This is a genomic window from Nostoc edaphicum CCNP1411 (assembly GCF_014023275.1).
In the GTDB taxonomy this organism is placed as follows: domain Bacteria; phylum Cyanobacteriota; class Cyanobacteriia; order Cyanobacteriales; family Nostocaceae; genus Nostoc; species Nostoc edaphicum_A.
On the sequence record NZ_CP054698.1, the window covers coordinates 7,599,609 to 7,617,137 of the forward strand.

Genomic DNA, 17,529 nt, shown 5'->3' on the forward strand with positions numbered 1-17,529 from the left:
ATTCGCTTCTCAATCGCTGTGAACAAGCTTTATGGTAAAACAACGTCATGATTTATATTGGGAAATTGCGATTTTATTTCCAACTAATAACAAACACAACTTCTTCAAGCTTTGAATATTTATCAACCCATTTAATTAATCCCCATGAAACAATATATTTTTCATTTGCTCATACTGGTATTAGGAACAAGTTCGACTTTCATGGTTACTCCATCTCAAGCTCAAACTCCGGTCAAGCCCAACAGTCAAAATACTGATAATACTACTTCCGTATCTTCAAATTCATCTTCAGTTATCCAATTGAGTGATTTTGCTAATTCTACTAATAGCAAACCACCTATCCTCTCTGAGGCAGCTGATAATTCTTCTACTGCTAATACAAATATAACTTCAACTAAGCCTGAACCAAGGGTTCCTATATTCAGCAGAATCTTTCGCACACCTTCAATGCAGCAATAATTAGTGGCTAAACATTTAGTTTACTTCTTGCGCTGATAGATATCTGCATTTATACACAATGTACAACATTACTTAGTAAAAATACTACCCCCGCGAGAGAGAAAAATTAGAATCTCTCACAGGGGTAGGACGAATATCATCATTTATAGCAGTTTTCGTTTTTATCCAATGTAATTTGACCTTTCTCCAAACCTTTTTCCTCAAAGAAGAGAGGTTTGGAGTATTACTTCCCAACACTTGTAGGGAAGGTGCTGTTTTTGTTAGGTCTAGATTGGACTCAACAGAGAACCGCTATATTATGTGAGACATACCTGATTTTGTTTATGCTTGCAGTTGACAGAGCAGTAAACCAAACCATTGATTTGGATCTGTCCACACATGAAGAGGTAATAAACCCTGTGCGGTAAGTTGCTGTTTGATAGTATTAAGGTCAAATTTGCGAGAAATTTCGGTGAGGATAGTCTCATCTAGGGCAAAATTAACCTTGAGGTTAAGAGCGCGTAATTCTACAATTTGCGATCGCAAGCTGCGTAAATGCATTTCTATTTGATGCTCGTTTTCATTGTAAAACGCCCAGTGTTCAAACTGCATGGTGTCGAAATTACCCTCAAACCGCTGATTTAAATGCTCCAGCATATTAAGGTTAAAAGCTGCCGTTACTCCTTGGCTGTCGTTATAAGCTGGTTCCAAAATCTGTTTCGGCTTTCGTAAATCTATCCCCAATAATAAATACTCACCTACTTGTAGAGCATTGGTAATTTGAGAGAAAAATACATCACACTCATCAGGCGTAAGATTACCTAAAGTGCTACCAATAAAACAAATCATCCGACTGGGTAATTGCGTCGGTAGGAGTTTTGCAAGGGCTAATTCATAGGTTCCTGCCAGGGCATAGACTTGCAGTAAGGGATAATCTTCTAATAACTGCTTGGCACTACTTTCCAACATACCTGCACACACATCAATTGGTAGGTAGTGCAGGGGATAGCCTAGCCGTTGGTAGGCATCTAGTAAAATGCGGGTTTTGTTAGAACTGCCACTGCCAAGTTCTACCAATTCACAAGGGCCAGTTATCTGGGCAATTTCACTAGCAAAATGCTGTAAGATCGTTGTTTCTGTGCGTGTAAGATAATATTCTGGCAAATAACAGATTTGCTCAAACAGATCAGAACCACGGTCGTCATAAAAGTAACAGGGGGGTAGAGATTTAGGTGTTTGAGTTAATCCCTTAACCACATCACTCCCAGCACTAGGTGCAACTATTTGAGTTGCTTCTACCAAACGTTCTATCTGCAAGCGTTTTTCAACGCTGCTTTGAGAAGTAACCTTGCTGTTAACAGCTTTAGATATCGACATTAAACCTCCGTATGCTTGGCGTAATAAGTTACCTTTTATGGCAGACCTTTACCCCAATCAGTGAAACACATTGTCATAGCTAATAAAATCATGCTTGAGCAATATTGCTCAAGCATTAATGCTATTTGTAGCGATTTTCCCATTAAAATGACAGCAAGTAAGCGTTTAAGTGCTATTACTAACCCGTTACTTCATCGAAAGTCGGCGGGAAACTCCATCCCGCAAGTGGCATGGAGAGGGATAGCCACCCGCCGACTTGGGGCATTGGGCATTGGGCATTGGGCATTGGGCATTGGGCATTGGGCATTGGGCATTGGGCATTGGGCATTGGGCATTGGGCATTGGTGACTCTTCCCCATGCCCCATGCCCTATTCCCCATGCCCAAAAACTCCATCCCCATGTGGGTGGAGTTTTTCATCAGCAGCACAGCGAAACCCTGCGAAAAGTTGGCGTACACCGGGATGATACCAATTGCGAAAACTAGAACGCAGTGCCCAAGAACGAGTTGCCCAACTACCGCCTTTTAAAACACGGTGTTGGTGGTCAAAATAAACTTGCGAGTAACCTGTGTAAGGGTAACTTTGGAAACCGTTGTAGCCATCAAACCAGGAATCTGTCCACTCCCAGACATTGCCGAGAGTATCGTACAAACCATAGGTACTTTGCCCAGCAGGGTGGGCATTTACTGCTGTTGTCTTACCAATTAGGCGATGTCTACCACGGGCTACGCCTACGCAGTTACAATGTTGGGCGGTTGGTTTTTCATCTCCCCAAGGATAGGTGCAGCGACTATTAGTCTGTGCATCCCAACTGACTGCTTTTTCCCATTCGGCTTCTGTAGGTAGCCGCTTACCCACAAATCGGGAGTAAGCCTCGGCCTCATACCAGCTAACACCGCAAACCGGGTGATTATCATAACTCCGTAGCTTGCTGCTGTAGGCATCGCTGCACCAGTAAAGTGGTTGAATCACTGACTCAACTTGTAACCATTGCCATCCGTCTTCTGACCACCATTGAGGATTTTGGTAGCCTCCCGCCTTGATGAATTCACGATACTGTCCACAAGTAACAGGATAGCGGTCAATCAGATATGTATCCAAATACACACGATGGGCGGGGCGCTCGTTATCTAGTGCATCAATTGAGTCGCTTCCCTGTTCAAATTCACCTGCTGGGATTTGAATCATTTCGGTAAAAGGAGTGCAGGATGTGGGGATGTGGAGGGCAACAACTTCTGCATCCTGTCTCTTGTTTAATTCCAAGACAAAACTAATAATTTCACAGTGCTGACTTTCGTGCTGAATCAAAAAGTGCCATAGACGTTCTTGCTGCTCAATGTCAGCTACTTCTAAGTATTCGAGAACTTTTTCTCTAACTGTGTCTAGGTAATAACGAATTTCCTCTAAGTTTGGTAAATGAACACGTTCTGATTTGGGTAAACCATCAGCCGCAAATAGCTTACGGTATTGCGGAAACAAACAAGGGCTACCTGCACTGCGCTCTAGCAACCATAAAGACTCGATATAGGCAATATGCCCCAAGTGCCAGCCAACAGGGCTAAAGTCAGGATGAGGCTGACTACAGAATGTGGCTTCGTCCATATCCTGGAACAGTGCAAAAGTTTGCAGACGACATTCATAAAAGGCTTGAAAAATAACCTCTTTCACACTAGATTTGCTCAAGTTGGATCTCACAGTCTGCTCCCACACTAATAATGCTATTTTCTGGGCAAGCAATCCAATTACCTATAAATAGAGGTTCGGATGCAATAATTACAGATTTTGGAAAAGTCGGATCATCTCTTATCCAGTAAAGAGATGGAACTGGTGAATTGGTAGCAAAACGAGAAGCTATCAGGCGATGTCCGTCACTAAAAACTACGTTGAGTGAGGCTTCTACTTGATAGCGTTTTGCCATCTCTAAAAGCGTTAATAATGTATTACGTAAAGCATATTCTGGAGGTCGATGTTTATTGATTTGACTTTGTGAAAGTAATAAGGCAAAAATGTGTTCCGAGTCAGTACTGCCATTAATTTTTTCGTAAAATTCTTGGGTTAAAGTGCTGCGGATTTTTCTGTGTAATGTTTTGTGGAAATTTTCAATTCGTCCATTGTGAATAAAGAGTTGTTGTTGATGGTTAAAGGGCTGACAATTAGCAAAATCTACAGCTTGGCCTGGTGTAGCACTACGGACATAAGCAAGTATACATTTAGATTCAACGTAACGGCTGAGACTGGGTAAGTTTATATCATTCCAAATAGGCAGGGTATTTTTGTAGATAAAAGGGTCAGTATCTTTTTGACTATGATACCAACCCACACCAAAGCCATCTGCATTTACTACCCCAGAGGTCATTTCGCGGGGTTGATAACTCTGGACTACCAGTGAGTGTTCTGGTTTATACAGAAGATATTCTAAAGAAACAGGCGAACCGAGGTAAGCAAGTAAACGGCACATGATTAAAGTATTTGCTCCCAATAGCTGTATGGAGTAAGCTTTTCACTGAGAATTAGCTGACTTTTGGATAATTTTGCACTATCCTTGTTAACGAGTGCTACCTCATATCACCCTATTGACCTCCTCACTACACAAAACATTTAGCTTACTAATGTTTTATTCAAACTTGTATTATTTTGCCGTAATTTTGAACTTCAGGAGTAATGTTCAACAAAATAGACAAATAATCAAGATTAATTACCAATAATCAAAAATCAAAAAACAATGACTGATGTCTAACTCAATAATGGTAATTTTCCCATATAGACATAATCAAACATGGGTATTTGATGATGAGCGAATGGAACTAATCCAAGAACCATTTGTCAGTGGTATACCCGAAATGATTGATATTTTGGTTGATGTATTGCTAGTGTTGATGAAGGCTTTAAATTGTTATTTTCTGCAAATCCTTTTCCTGGTTATCAAGCTGAACTAATTTGGTTAAGAGCAGAATATAACGGTCATTGGTATTACTGGGATAAAAATAAATTGGAAGGTTGGCTATGTCCAGCTTTGTTCAAATACTTCAGTGAACCGCCAAATAGAATATATTGTAAAGCTGAAAGCCTTTATTTCTAGACAATATCTCAAAAGTTATAATTTAACATAAGAAAATATCATGAAGATTCCAAACCCTATTATAACAATTATTAGACAACAGCCTTACCCGCTTTTATTTGCAACTATCAGTGGTTCCCACTTATATGGCTTTCCGTCAGCTGATTCTGATTATGACTTGCGTGGTGTGCATATTTTACCAGTTACAGAAGTGGTGGGATTAGAGACGGGGAATGAAACTATTGAAGTTTCAGAAGTTCGTGAATCTTTGGAAATTGATTTAGTCACTCATGATGTCAAAAAGTTATTTTTGATGCTACTTAAAAAGAATGGCTATGTGTTAGAACAACTGTACTCACCCTTAATATTAACAACTTCACCCGAACATGATGAATTGAAAGTTATTGCCAAAAATTGCATTACCCGTCATCATAGCTACCATTATATTGGTTTTGCTACGACACAATGGAAACTTTTTGAGAAAGAAGATGTATATAGAATTAAGCCATTACTTTATGTTTATCGAGTCCTGTTAGCTGGGATTTATCTGATGCAAACAGGGATAGTCGAAGCTAATTTAATTAATCTCAATGAGGTTTTTGATTTACCATATATTCCTGATTTAATCGCCCAAAAGTTAGCAGGTACAGAAAGGTCTGTTTTGTCAGATTTTAATATAGATTTTTATCAAAGAGAATATGAACGTCTGCGTAATAAGTTGCAGGAGGCGTATGAATCTAGCCCATTACCTGAAGCACCTTCAGCAAATGTGGCTTTGCATAATTTGTTGGTACGCCTGAGAACAAGAAGCTATGAATCATGAGTTCATCACTTCTCGCTCATGATTGTTTTAAAATACATAATTTTAGTAAATTTAAATTATGTATTACTTGTAGATAATGGTACTAATTTATTTATGTTTTAATAGGTAAAATGATTGCAAACTCTGTTCCTTCTTCTAATTCTGAAATTACTTCTATTTTACCTTTGTGTTTATCAATTATCTGATAACAAATACTTAAGCCTAATCCAGTACCTTTACCCACTGGCTTAGTTGTGAAAAAAGGATCAAACAGTTTATTTTTAATCTCTGGTAAAATTCCAGAGCCGTTATCTCTGATCCCTACTTTGATATAAATATTATCTATATTTAATGTGCTTATAATAATATTTTTTTGACTTTTAACTGAATGAGCTTTTTGCTCTAGCAGAGCATCTATCGCATTACTCAAAATATTCATAAACACCTGATTGAGTTGTGATGGATAACACTCAATTAAGGGTAAATTTCCATATTTTTTAACTACTTCAATTTCTTGTTGAAGTCTGTGATTCAGAATTAACAGAGTATTTTCAAGACCTTCATGAATATCTACCTCTTTCATTTCAGCTTCATCTAATCGAGAAAAATTCCGCAAAGATAACACAATTTCTCGAATACGTTGAGCACCAATTTTCATAGAACAAAGTAGGTTAGGCAAATCTTTATGAATAAAATTTAAATCAATTTTTTCAATGTTTTCTTCTATTAAATGAATAGGATTTGGGTATTGTTTCTGGTATAAAGTCACTAGATTCAGCAAATCTTGAGTATAGTCACTAGCGCATTCAATATTCCCATAGATAAAGTTAACAGGATTATTAATTTCATGAGCTATACCTGCTACCATCTGCCCAAGAGAAGACATTTTTTCTGTTTGAATTAATTGCCCCTGAGCCTCTTTTAAGTCTTGCAGAGTTCTTTGAAGTTCTTGGGTTCGTTCTTCTACACGTTGCTCTAAAGTTTGACGAGCTAGTTCTAGTTCTTGGGTTCGTTCTTCTACGCGTTGCTCTAAACTTTGGTGAGCTAGCTTTAGTTCTTGGGTGTAATCTCCCACCCATTCCACTAATTGATTAAGAGAAGTAGCTAATGTTCCTACTTCATCATTGCTTGTAATATTAGCTCTCAGTGTAAAATTCGACTCTTGCGTAATTTTTCTGGCAACGCTAGTAACTATTTGTAGGGGACGTGCAATTAACTGACTGGTATATACTGCTAGTATAGCTGCGATCGCAGCTGATAGCAGCATACTTCCAATAATAACTTGAACTCGCAATTGTTGGGCACTCTTAAAACTAGCATTTGCTTGCTTTTTTTGAATTTCAGCATGTCCTATAATCAGAATTAATTCGTCTGAAAGCTTCTCAAACTCAACTGAAAGATTAGCTTCTCGATTAAAAAAAACAATAGCTGTTCCTGGTTAGCTTTTGCTTCCTTTGTGGATAATTGATTTTTTTCAATCTGCTGCCAAAACAATTTTACTGTTTGAGTATATATTTGTGTATTCTTTTGATAACTTTTCAATAAATTCAATAAATCTATATTATCTATATTATTTTTTGTTAGTTTATCAGGATGATTATTTATAAATATTTCTAGTTCCGATAAGTCCTGATTAACCTGATTAATTTCATCAATGAATTTATTTTTTTCAAATTCTAGCCAAATAGAATCTTCTAGTACAGTAACTAATTTTTGTGGATGTAGTCTCACTCTAGTTATTGTATTTTCTAAATTTTTTAATAGTGATTGTTTTTGATAAGATAAATTCAACTGTTCTTGGGCAAGTGTTTCATAGCGGTATGCAATTAACAAACCACTTGTTGCCCCTATGAAAGCAATACTAATTGCTACAGTGTAGCCATAACTAATTTTTTTAGAAATGCTCCAGTTATCGCTTAAATGACCAAGCAAGCTCAAAATTATTTTTAAATAGCTTTTTACATTAACTATCATTAGTTTATCGACTATACTATTATAAAAACTTTCCTTGTCCGATTTTTTGATAAACTTCACGAATCATATTATAGTCGGCATCATTTGCCGCAATTAGTTTACTTCCTTTATATCTTTGAAGTGCTTTAGAAGTTAACAAACTTTGAATTAGTTTATCTTGATGTTGAATCATGCGCGAGCGTATATCTGCTATAAAGTTAGGTGCTAATTGGTTACTAGCAACAAATACATCATTAGGCAGTAATGGGCCTTTAAATATTATAGAAAAATCTTTTTCAAGTAAGCCCTCAGATTCCAGAATATTTTTGTATCTGTCAGATGCAGTCGCCCAAGCATCTACCTCACCTTTTTTTAAGGCTTCTACTCCCTTATCGTCTAACATGACAACTTTGAAGTCAGTTTTTGGATCTAATCCAGCATCTATTAATAGCTTTGTGGGAGCAATATGTCCAGAGGTTGAGCCAATTTTTCGCATGGCAATTGTTTTGCCTTTCAATTGAGATAATAATTTAATTTTGCTATCTACACGAACTACAATAATGGAATGGTAATTCGTGCGCTCAATGGCAATTATAGGAATAGCCTTTGCCCTAGCATTCAAAATCAAGTATTCTGAAGGCCCTGCAAATACAATATCCACTTCTCTCGATAACAGTGCTGGTGCTGCCGCTGTAGGATTTTCTACAGGAAAAAACTCAACTTTTATGTCTAGTATGTCTTCTAATGTAGTGCGAAAAGCTCCATAATCTTGTTGTAAATCTTCAATTCCAGTAATATCTGTAACTGCAAATTTGATATTTTTTGGTGCAGTTATTTCTGTCTGATCTGAACTATTATTAGTAGAATTGACTCCTGTTGTGCAGCCAGCAGCAAACAGTAGCGAATACCAAAGCAGGTTGCGCCGTTTCATAGGTCTAAATAATATTACAAATGTAAAATTCTTAACTGCTATTTAGTAATCTACTTGTGCAGTTTATTGCTTTTTTGTATTCATGACTTCTGTAATATTACGGAAATAAGTTTTATAAATTTGGCAATCCTGTTTGTTTTAAAATATTGGGTGCGTTTCACTTTAGAACAAATACCTAACGATTAAATATCGCTAGCTATAATTTTATTTTGCACATAAAGTAAACTTGCTTATATAGCTTTTATAAAAGCTTGTATATGTTCGATTCATATAAGATATGTTATGAAAAAGAGGAAATTTAAGCTCTAATAAATGGAGTTAGGAGTTAAGAATTTTTAACTCTAACTCCTAACTTTTTTACAACTTCAAATTCCAAGCAGCAAAAGCTAAAGCACCCCAACCGGCAAGAAAGGCTGCACCGCCTAGTGGTGCGATCGCTCCTAAAGATTTAATACCGGTTAAGCTAAGGGCATACAAGCTACCTGAGAAAAGAGTTATACCTATGATAAACAGCCAAGCACTGGCGATGAGAGTGGGTTGAGGGGACTCGCTACGACTAATTAGGATTGCTACTAAGAAAAGTGCCAGAGCATGATACATTTGATAATGAGCACCAGTTTCAAAAATTTCTAGCGATCGCTCACTAATTTTTTCCCGCAAAGCATGGGAAGCAAAAGCACCAGCAGCAACTGACAAACCGCCTAAAATGGCAGCTACGCTCAAAAAAATCTGCGTCATTACACCTAGCCGTAAGTTTATTATTAGTCATTAGTCATTAGTCATTGGTCATTAGTTAATAACAAGGGACAAGGAACAAAGAACAAAGGACAAATGACTAATGACAATTAGACATCAAAATGATATGATACAGCCCCTTCTTCATTCACCTTAAAATTTGCATTGAATTCTTTAGCTTTTTCATCTAAATATTGTCTGGCGTTAGCTGCGGGTATTTGTGACTGTATGGCAAAGCCTAAAACAGTTACGCGCCCATGATTTTCTTGTAGCATCTCATAAAAAATCGATTGCAAGCGATCGCTACGTTGTTGATTAAGTGCCTTTTTCTCCTGCCGACTTTGACGATACAATCCCAATGCTAACCATGCCCCCAATGTGAGGCTAGGGACACCAAAAATTAAACCACCGACAGCAGTATTATCCTCTTCAGGAGTAGGATTTGGTGCGGGAAAATCATACGCATCTTTTACTGGTATGTACACTTTACGTGTAGCAAATTTTTCTAGTGCTGCTGATGCTGAGAGCGTTAAAAACATGAATCCGAGTGTCAGTAGCCAACCGGCAGCCAATTTTTCAGCAGTTTTCATAGTTCCACTTCAGATTTGAACTTTGTTAGAGATTCTAACCTTACTTTTGCAGAGGTTCCAACATATCAATCTACTCCCCTGGACAGTTTTTAGTAATTGTACCGAACTTCTTGTCGTACCTAGCTTGAAAAAACAAGCATAATTAAGCGCGTACAAATTACACCAGTAATCATGTAATATAAATAAATCTTCTGTACTCAAACATATTCCCCTCTTTGTATCTCAAGATGAATTTGTCTTTGTGCCTTGCGATTTACAAGAACACGGATATGCAACTTTAGGTGAAATTCTCTATGCGATCGCTAATGCCATTATTGAATGCCTTAGCATATAGGAATCATATTTGATTTCTGAAAAAACTCAGTACAACTAAGAAGCCTTCTTGACTATTGCCTACCTATCGCGCTTGCGCTGCGCTTGTCTGCGACACGCTCCGCGAACGCGAACGCGCACCACGCAAATAATTTCATAAATCAAAGCGGATTCCTATATTACCTAATTGTTGAGTGCGACTCAAAGCAGCAAGCACCGCATTAGAGATGAGAGTTCGCATACCACCTTTTTCTAACTCGTAAAGGCCAACAGCAGTCACTCCCCCAGGACTCGTTACCTTGTTTCGTAAGACTGCTGGATGTTCATCAGTCTGAAACATCAGTTCTACACTGCCAGCAATCGTATGCAATGTTAGTTCTTGGGCTTGTGTCCGAGTTAAACCCATCTGAACCCCAGCATCAATCATCGCCTCTATGTACAGAAATATAAATCCAGTCCCTGCGCTACTCAACGCCGTTGCCATATCAAGGTAATGTTCATTTTGGGTAACAAATTCTTTGCCCAACGCTTGTAAAATTACTTGAGTATGCGATCGCTGTATCTCTGTCACACTTGATGATGCACTCCACACTGTAGTCCCATGACCAACTTGTACTGCAATATTGGGCATTGTACGGACAACAGCAGGATGATTCAACCCTTGGCACAGAGATGAAATACTCGCTCCACTCACAATACTAATTACTAAAGTATTAGGTGGAATTTTATCCTTAAGCATACCCAGAACCTCTGCCAAAACCTGCGGCTTCACCGCCAATATCACAATAGATGTGCCAAGAACCGCTTCTATGTTGGAGGTTGTAGTACGTACTCCATATTCCCTTTCTAAATGAAGGCATCTCGCAGAAACTGGATCGCTGACTATAATTAGATCGGCTTTTTGAACAATTTTCGTTGATAACAATCTACTAATTATCATTTCGCCCATCGTGCCACCGCCGATAAAGGCAATTTGTAAATTTTCGAGCATCTCTTCTCCCTATTATCTAAGTCATTTGATATCTTGGCATCAAGATAGATTAGGTTGAATCACAGCTTTTAATACAGAGCCTTGCTCTACATCTGCCAGCGCTTGATTAATTTCTTGTAGTGTATATGAACGACTAATTATGCTTGACCAAGCAATATTTTTGCTGGAATCACTATGACGTTTTAGTAATTCAATCATTCTGTAAAAATGGCTGAAATCAATTCCCCAAGTTCCGCGAATATCAATATGTTTTAGGTTAATTTCCAAGTGTGGATTGATGAGAATTTCACCCGTGTTGGTGTAATGCCCAACAATCACATAGCGACCTCCATTTCTCGTCATATTCAAGCCCTCTTTGACAGCAATGGGAATACCTGTGGCTTCAATAGTGACATCAGCACCGTGTCCGTTTGTCAATTCCAAAACTCGCTCAATATGTTGTCGCGGATCGTTAGCCTTAATTGCAAGGGTTTCATCTACACCGAAGGATTTTGCAACTACTAATCGGCTCTCAAATTTATCAATTACAATTACTTTGCCTGCACCTGAGAGCAAAGCTAGAATTGCCACACTCAAACCCACAGGCCCGCAACCCTGCACCACGACAACATCACCAATTTGAATCTGCGCTCGATCAATAGCGTGTAGTGCAGTTGGCAAAGCACATCCCCCAGCAATGAATTGCTTTGGTGATACTTCTTCAGGTAAAGTTAGAACTTTAACCCCTGGTTTGAGGTAAATCAATTCAGACCAACCACCCAGCAAACCATCATTCGCTGAGTAGGTGACACCATAAACTTTGCGTTGTGGACAGCGAGTGGATGCTTTGGCTACTAGACAATACCAGCAGTTGTAACAAGTTTCATGGACATCTAGAAAAGTTGCGATCGCTCCAGGCTGAATTAATTTACCATTGACATCACTAACTGCTCCACCTGTTTCCACCACACGACCAACTGAGAAGTGTCCAGGGATGATGGGATATGGTACTCCCTCTAAACGCCCATGTAGTAAATGTACATCAGTTCCACAAACCTCACTATATAAGGTTTCAAGAATGATTCCACCCTTTTCCAGAATCGGCTCTGCTAATTGTTGGACTTCAACTGGTTGATTAGGTGCAGTCATCACAGCTGCTAAGGGCATGAATCACTTCCTCACTATGTTTACCAAATTGCTTCCTACTTCCTACTTATCAGCTTCAAGACCACAAAATAATTTCACCGTTAGGTAGTAATCCGATCGCAGAGGTGAAAGTCACACGTTGTCCATCCATCGGCTCAACAATGTGAAAGTTGCGTGTATTGAAAATGAACACATCTCCCACATAAGGTTGGAAGGCGATCGCGTCTGCATCTGCAATTACTGTATCACCATAACCGTAGGAATCGAGTTTATATTGGTCATCTCCTGGTTGCCACTGGCGATCGTAAATGCGTGTTTGACCATGATTGTTTGGAGAAAATTTCAAGTACAAATTCCAAGAAAGTTGATAAATAACTGTACCAATTTCCCATTTTGATTGTTCTAACGGAGCATAATCAATATGAAGTTGAGTACCCTGCTCTATTTTTCTGATCAGTCCTGCATAATAACTACCATAGAGTGGTTCCGAAGCAATTCGTACAGTCGCGCCTGTACACTCTCGAATTTTCACCATTAAGCGTTCTAATGGATTAAAAGAGGCTGCCATAATGCAGTCTCTTAATTTAGTTGTGCGTTCTACTGCTTGAAAATAAGCTGCTTTACTAATGCGATTATATTCAAAGACTGTGATACCAATTCGCTCAATCTTGGGATTCACATTTTGATAGCAATCAAAGTTGAATAATTCAGCTTGATTGACTAACATCTCACACTCTTGGGGTGTAGCAAATTCTTTTAGCCGAATTAAAGGAATTCGGTTTTCAAACAGCATTCTTAAAGACTCTGTAGTTAAGGGATACTCTTGCTTTTTGTTCCAAACCTTGGATTTAATCTGGTTAGAAGTAGCAGTCATAAAACAATTCCTTACATTTAAATTTCAACTTCAGCTTTAGTCAAACTCAATTCATATTCATATTCAGCAATGCTATGTTTGCTTGTGCTAAGTGCAAAATTTCAACGCTCAAGCAGTCTTGAGAATACTCTTAGTCAACTGGTACATAAGCCCCACTGAATTTGAGAATACCAAGTAGTCCTAACACCATATTTTTGGCTATCAATTCGCTAGGCAAACTTTTTTGTAAGTGAGACAAAAATTGTTCTGGTGCGAATAAGCCTAACATCACTATATAAGCAACTAAGTCTTTCATTTTTACTACGTTCTCCATAAATAGCTTTGAGAATGGCTTCTTACTGCTCTTGATTATTTACTGTTTGCTAAAATACAGTCTTCGTACCCTGTCACAACAACGATATAAACCGATAACTCGACCTTCCCGATCTCGCACCAATTCAAACTTATCTATATATGTAAGATATCTAATAAACACATTTTGTCCAGCAACTATGAGATGAGATGGTGGATAGCTTTTGCTCTTATAATATAATTTATTATCTACTAGATTTATTTTAAAACCGCACTCTAATTCAGCAGAATAATAAGTACCAGGATAATCGACTAATATATTTTTTGGAGAATCTAGTATTTTTTCAAATGTGTAGGTTTTAATACCATTACCAGGATCTAATTTTACTATCATGCGAGTAATATCTTCAGAAAACTCAATATCATAGTCAATTTCATTATCGACAGATTGAAAATGATTGGTATCAATTGGAATAAGTTGAAAATACATCGATGCTAGTTTAGCCATTAATTTTTCATCTTTTATCTCTAACTCCAATATGCTTCCAATCGTGGGGTTATGATAAAATCCAACTTTGAGTTGTAGCTCCACTACAGGTAAATTAATAGAGCTAATAGAACGCGAAATAGGTTTATCGATATTTTCAATATAATCATTTTCTAAATATATATCAGCAACTTGAAAAGCTAATTTAGTCGCGTTAAGCGTACTTAAATTAGCCAGACAGATAACAGAAAACTGGCGTTCGGGAAATCGAATAAAATTACTCTGATAACCCGTCCAAGAGCCTCCGTGACTAATTGTTTTTAAGCCGCCGCGATCGCCAATCTGCAACCCAAATGCACCTGATATAATTTCGCCATTATTGAGTTTGCGTGGAGTAGTTACCTCTTCAATTAAATCTTGTCCATATCCACCTAGGATATTGTGATAGAAATTTCGATCCCAAAGTAGTAAATCTTCAATCGTTGTGTAAAGCTGTCCGTCTCCACAGAAATCGTGAAAAGACATATCGATCTGGAAACCCCCTCCATCTTTTGGAGCGTATCCATTGGCTCTATTTTTCACGATTTCTCTGAAGTTATCGTGAAAATGGGTATTATTCATTCCTAGCGGGGCAAAAATATGCTCTTGGGCAAATACACGTAAAGATTTGCCAGAGATGCGTCTCACAATTTCTGCTAGTAAAATGTAGCTAGAATTACAGTATAATTGCTCAGTTCCAGGCTCGAAATTTAAGCTTTTTTGCCGAGCAATTAAGGCAATAATTTCTTCGTTTGAATACTTATTTTCAAACCTCATCCCAGCAAATAACATTAAATGTAAATAGTCACGCAAACCACTGGTGTGTTCGATTAAATAGCGGATAGTAATAGGGTGACTATATTGAGGAATTTCTGGAATATATTTTTGTAATTCATCATCTAAGTCAAGCAATTTTTGTCTGGCTAGTAAGACGATACACATTGCTGTAAATTGCTTGGAGTTAGAAGCAATATCAAAGACAGAATTAGAGGTTATGGGAATGTTGTATTCCAAGTTAGCCATACCATAACCGCGTTGGTAAACTATCTCCTCATTCTGAATAACAGCAATAGCACAGCCAGGGGAATTAGGTTTATCCCACCGGACGAATAATTCATCGACTTTGGTAATTAGCAACATTACTTTTTTGCCACTGGGTTGTTTTTAGCATGGAAAATTTGTCATTTATATCTTGTAAATTAGGGTTTTCTCAAAATAGAAAGCGATACAATTTTTTAATGTATTTTTTATTAAAAAGTTATTTATCCTGATAATACTTTTTTTGTTTAATATTTATCCTGTCCAAATTTTTGACGTTAATAATCGCAAAGAAGAGAGAGACTACTCTCTTCCCTTCCCCTGGCATGATTATTTAATTAAACATTTTAAGTATTTTAAGTGTTTAGAAAAGCTGCTTTCTTGACTTCTCAAGGCTAGCGGCTATTAAACTCTCACCCATTTCAGTACTTTGGGATCTTTATCATATCCATAGCTAACGCCATCCTTAGTAGTTATAGACTCTCCTTTGCTTGCCTTGCTTCTAATAGTGCTAAGAGAATAGTACGTTAGTTCATTCATTTCTTTATGAGTAAGCTTTTCGCTTGTGCTTATTTCTGATTTATGTTTAGCTTTATATTGAGATAAATCATCTATTTTGATTTGACCATCTGTTGGGGGTTTAGTAAGACTTACTTTTTGATTTCGATAGTCCTGAACAGTCACAAGTTGCCAACTAGAATCTTGTGACAATTCCAAAACCCATTGGTGATAATCAAACAGGCTTTCCCGATGCCCAACACTGATAAATGTTGTTTTCGTTGATTGTAACTGTTGATATAAACTTCCTTCATTTTTTAAATCCAAAGCACTCGTTGCTTCATCTAATATAGTAAAGCTAGGATGAGTCACTAACAGTCGTGCAAAAGCCAAGCGTTGTTGTTCTCCTATCGATAATATATTCTCCCAAGGAACTTCAGTATCAAAGCCATCAACTCGACTAAGTAAGTTTTGCAGGTTAACTTGTTGTAACACTGCTTTGAGTTCTACGTCAGTTATCTGACGATTAGTATTAGGATAAAGTAACTGTTCGCGCAAAGTTCCCAAAATTATGTAAGGACGTTGGGGTAAAAACAAGACTTCTTCTAAAGGAGGTCGCACTAGACGCCCAGTCCCAGCATTCCACAAACCAGCTATTGCTCTTAATAGAGAACTTTTACCTCGACCACTTGGCCCAACAATCAATAAACCTTCACCTGGCTGAATCGACAACGACAAGTCTTCGACAATTACCTGTTCATAGTTAGGCGTTTGTAAGGTGACATTCTCAAAAGCGAGATGGTTTTCTTCTATTGTTTTAATAGTACTGACATTTTCTGGTTCTTTAGTTACTTCTTCTAAAGCATTTGAAAATTCAGATAACCGTTCAACATAGCTAGAAAATCTCCCAGAATTACCAAATTCATTAATTAAATCACCCAAAGCATTAGCAAAAAAATAGCAACATACAGATGCTTGGATAATTTCTCCAAATTCCATTTCACCTCTAATCTGTAAAGGCCCAAATACTATATATGGAAATATTTGAATTACAGATTGATAACCTCTATTAAAAATCTCACTATTCCTCTCCCAATCAATTTTGCGTTTAGCATTTTTTATCAAATTACTAAATCGACGGGCAATAATATTTGATTCCTGCTTCTCTCCTCGAAAGAAAGCTACTGATTCAGCATGAGTGCGTAAATGAGTCAGGCAATAGGTGTAGTCAGCTTTCGCTTCGAGTTCTTCTCGATTAATTTTATTTAATTCTTGGGTCAAGTAGACAGCAATAAAATTGCCTATAACCGTATAAGTAACTAAAATCAGTGCAACAGACTCAGAGATTGACAAAAGAACTAATAAAAAAGCTGTCATCTCCAGTATTTTTTCCAGGAGAGTAGCTGAAAAACTTAAAGCATTACTTGCAATGGGTTCGATTTCTTGAGATAAACGTTGATCTGGATTATCAATATCAGATTTAAAGTTGATTTTGTAATAAGCTCGACTGTTTAAATATTTTGATAAAATATTATTATTCAGCCATTGATACCAATCTAGAGCAATTTTTTTTCTCACTAGTCTGGAGAACCCCGCTAAGAGAGTTCCCAATGCTAGAGCTGAACCATAAAGTAGTAAAGCATCATAAAACTGAGATATTTCTTTCTCTTTAATTATGATATCGGCTAAGTAGCGATTAATAAAGCTATTAAAAACATTTGCACCAACAAGCGCAATTATTAATAATATTAGGAGAATAAGCATTCCCCATGAGCGAATCACCTCTGAAAATGCTCTGTCTCCTGGCTCGTGTGGATACCAGTAAGGTTGTGCGACTGCTTTTACGTCTTTCCAAAATTGAAGAAAACCTAAAAAAGCATTTGTTGAAGGTTGAGCTTGAACAACTTGGGTTGGCATATTCTGAAACTAAACGAAGACTTTAGCTAATAATTAAGCTAGTTATATATAAGTAGTATCAAGGCTCAATTAC

The 17,529-nt window shown here is 37.5% G+C and carries 19 protein-coding genes; 3 read left to right on the forward strand and 16 right to left on the reverse strand.

Translation table 11 applies throughout. The features are described from left to right. Positions 1 to 245: 245 nt before the first annotated feature. From HUN01_RS34290 to egtC, 5 genes are all read right to left on the reverse strand, one after another. Positions 246 to 440 (reverse strand): hypothetical protein, encoded by a 195-nt coding sequence (locus HUN01_RS34290; protein WP_181929899.1) that lies wholly within the window; start codon positions 438 to 440, stop codon positions 246 to 248. 340 nt (positions 441 to 780) lie between these two features. Further along, positions 781 to 1,815 carry an L-histidine N(alpha)-methyltransferase gene (gene egtD / locus HUN01_RS34295; RefSeq protein ID WP_181929900.1) on the reverse strand — a complete coding sequence of 345 codons (1,035 nt, stop codon included), beginning with the start codon at positions 1,813 to 1,815 and terminating at the stop codon, positions 781 to 783. A 186-nt stretch (positions 1,816 to 2,001) separates the two neighbouring features. After that, positions 2,002 to 2,181, reverse strand: a complete 180-nt coding sequence (locus HUN01_RS34300; protein ID WP_181929901.1) for a hypothetical protein — start codon at positions 2,179 to 2,181, stop codon at positions 2,002 to 2,004. 3 nt (positions 2,182 to 2,184) lie between these two features. Continuing rightward, positions 2,185 to 3,510 (reverse strand): ergothioneine biosynthesis protein EgtB, encoded by a 1,326-nt coding sequence (gene egtB / locus HUN01_RS34305; RefSeq protein ID WP_181929902.1) that lies wholly within the window; start codon positions 3,508 to 3,510, stop codon positions 2,185 to 2,187. Beyond that, positions 3,485 to 4,273, reverse strand: a complete 789-nt coding sequence (gene egtC / locus HUN01_RS34310; RefSeq protein ID WP_181929903.1) for an ergothioneine biosynthesis protein EgtC — start codon at positions 4,271 to 4,273, stop codon at positions 3,485 to 3,487. Before egtC ends, egtB begins: the two co-directional genes overlap by 26 nt. A 271-nt stretch (positions 4,274 to 4,544) precedes the next feature. Here egtC and HUN01_RS35860 point away from each other — a divergent pair, with 271 nt between their 5' ends. The 3 genes from HUN01_RS35860 to HUN01_RS34320 are packed head-to-tail and all read left to right on the forward strand — an operon-like array spanning position 4,545 to position 5,696. Beyond that, the gene (locus HUN01_RS35860; RefSeq protein ID WP_238845912.1) at positions 4,545 to 4,751 is read left to right on the forward strand and encodes a hypothetical protein; all 207 of its coding nucleotides are present in this window, start codon (positions 4,545 to 4,547) and stop codon (positions 4,749 to 4,751) included. Further along, on the forward strand, positions 4,706 to 4,894 hold the full coding sequence (locus HUN01_RS36465; protein WP_338044520.1) for a DUF6717 family protein: 189 nt from the start codon (positions 4,706 to 4,708) through the stop codon (positions 4,892 to 4,894). Before HUN01_RS35860 ends, HUN01_RS36465 begins: the two co-directional genes overlap by 46 nt. Before the next feature lie 40 nt (positions 4,895 to 4,934). Next, positions 4,935 to 5,696: a nucleotidyltransferase domain-containing protein gene (locus HUN01_RS34320; protein ID WP_181929904.1), complete on the forward strand. Its 762-nt coding sequence runs from the start codon at positions 4,935 to 4,937 to the stop codon at positions 5,694 to 5,696. A 91-nt stretch (positions 5,697 to 5,787) separates the two neighbouring features. On the opposite strand, the gene HUN01_RS35865 is transcribed toward HUN01_RS34320, so the two are convergent. The 11 genes from HUN01_RS35865 to HUN01_RS34370 form a co-directional block, all read right to left on the reverse strand. Next, a complete protein-coding gene (locus HUN01_RS35865) occupies positions 5,788 to 6,942 on the reverse strand; it encodes an ATP-binding protein (protein ID WP_238845913.1) in 1,155 nt (384 codons plus the stop codon). Between the two features lie 95 nt (positions 6,943 to 7,037). Continuing rightward, complete coding sequence (locus HUN01_RS35870; protein WP_238846440.1) at positions 7,038 to 7,709, reverse strand: hypothetical protein; 672 nt, start codon at positions 7,707 to 7,709, stop codon at positions 7,038 to 7,040. Further along, on the reverse strand, positions 7,669 to 8,559 hold the full coding sequence (locus HUN01_RS34330) for a phosphate/phosphite/phosphonate ABC transporter substrate-binding protein (RefSeq protein ID WP_181929905.1): 891 nt from the start codon (positions 8,557 to 8,559) through the stop codon (positions 7,669 to 7,671). Before HUN01_RS34330 ends, HUN01_RS35870 begins: the two co-directional genes overlap by 41 nt. A 357-nt stretch (positions 8,560 to 8,916) precedes the next feature. Beyond that, positions 8,917 to 9,297, reverse strand: a complete 381-nt coding sequence (locus tag HUN01_RS34335) for a DUF423 domain-containing protein (RefSeq protein ID WP_181929906.1) — start codon at positions 9,295 to 9,297, stop codon at positions 8,917 to 8,919. Positions 9,298 to 9,404: 107 nt separating this feature from the next. Further along, complete coding sequence (locus HUN01_RS34340; RefSeq protein ID WP_181929907.1) at positions 9,405 to 9,884, reverse strand: hypothetical protein; 480 nt, start codon at positions 9,882 to 9,884, stop codon at positions 9,405 to 9,407. A gap of 466 nt (positions 9,885 to 10,350) precedes the next feature. Continuing rightward, positions 10,351 to 11,187, reverse strand: coding sequence for a pyrroline-5-carboxylate reductase (proC, locus tag HUN01_RS34345; RefSeq protein ID WP_181929908.1), 837 nt, complete (start codon positions 11,185 to 11,187; stop codon positions 10,351 to 10,353). Between the two features lie 39 nt (positions 11,188 to 11,226). Further along, positions 11,227 to 12,333, reverse strand: a complete 1,107-nt coding sequence (locus tag HUN01_RS34350) for a zinc-binding dehydrogenase (RefSeq protein WP_181929909.1) — start codon at positions 12,331 to 12,333, stop codon at positions 11,227 to 11,229. Between the two features lie 55 nt (positions 12,334 to 12,388). Continuing rightward, a complete protein-coding gene (locus tag HUN01_RS34355; protein ID WP_181929910.1) occupies positions 12,389 to 13,186 on the reverse strand; it encodes a 2OG-Fe(II)-dependent halogenase WelO5 family protein in 798 nt (265 codons plus the stop codon). 130 nt (positions 13,187 to 13,316) lie between these two features. Continuing rightward, a complete protein-coding gene (locus HUN01_RS34360; RefSeq protein WP_181929911.1) occupies positions 13,317 to 13,481 on the reverse strand; it encodes a hypothetical protein in 165 nt (54 codons plus the stop codon). 57 nt (positions 13,482 to 13,538) lie between these two features. After that, complete coding sequence (locus HUN01_RS34365; RefSeq protein ID WP_181929912.1) at positions 13,539 to 15,143, reverse strand: serine hydrolase domain-containing protein; 1,605 nt, start codon at positions 15,141 to 15,143, stop codon at positions 13,539 to 13,541. Between the two features lie 303 nt (positions 15,144 to 15,446). After that, a complete protein-coding gene (locus tag HUN01_RS34370) occupies positions 15,447 to 17,456 on the reverse strand; it encodes an ABC transporter ATP-binding protein/permease (RefSeq protein ID WP_181929913.1) in 2,010 nt (669 codons plus the stop codon). Positions 17,457 to 17,529: the final 73 nt, after the last annotated feature.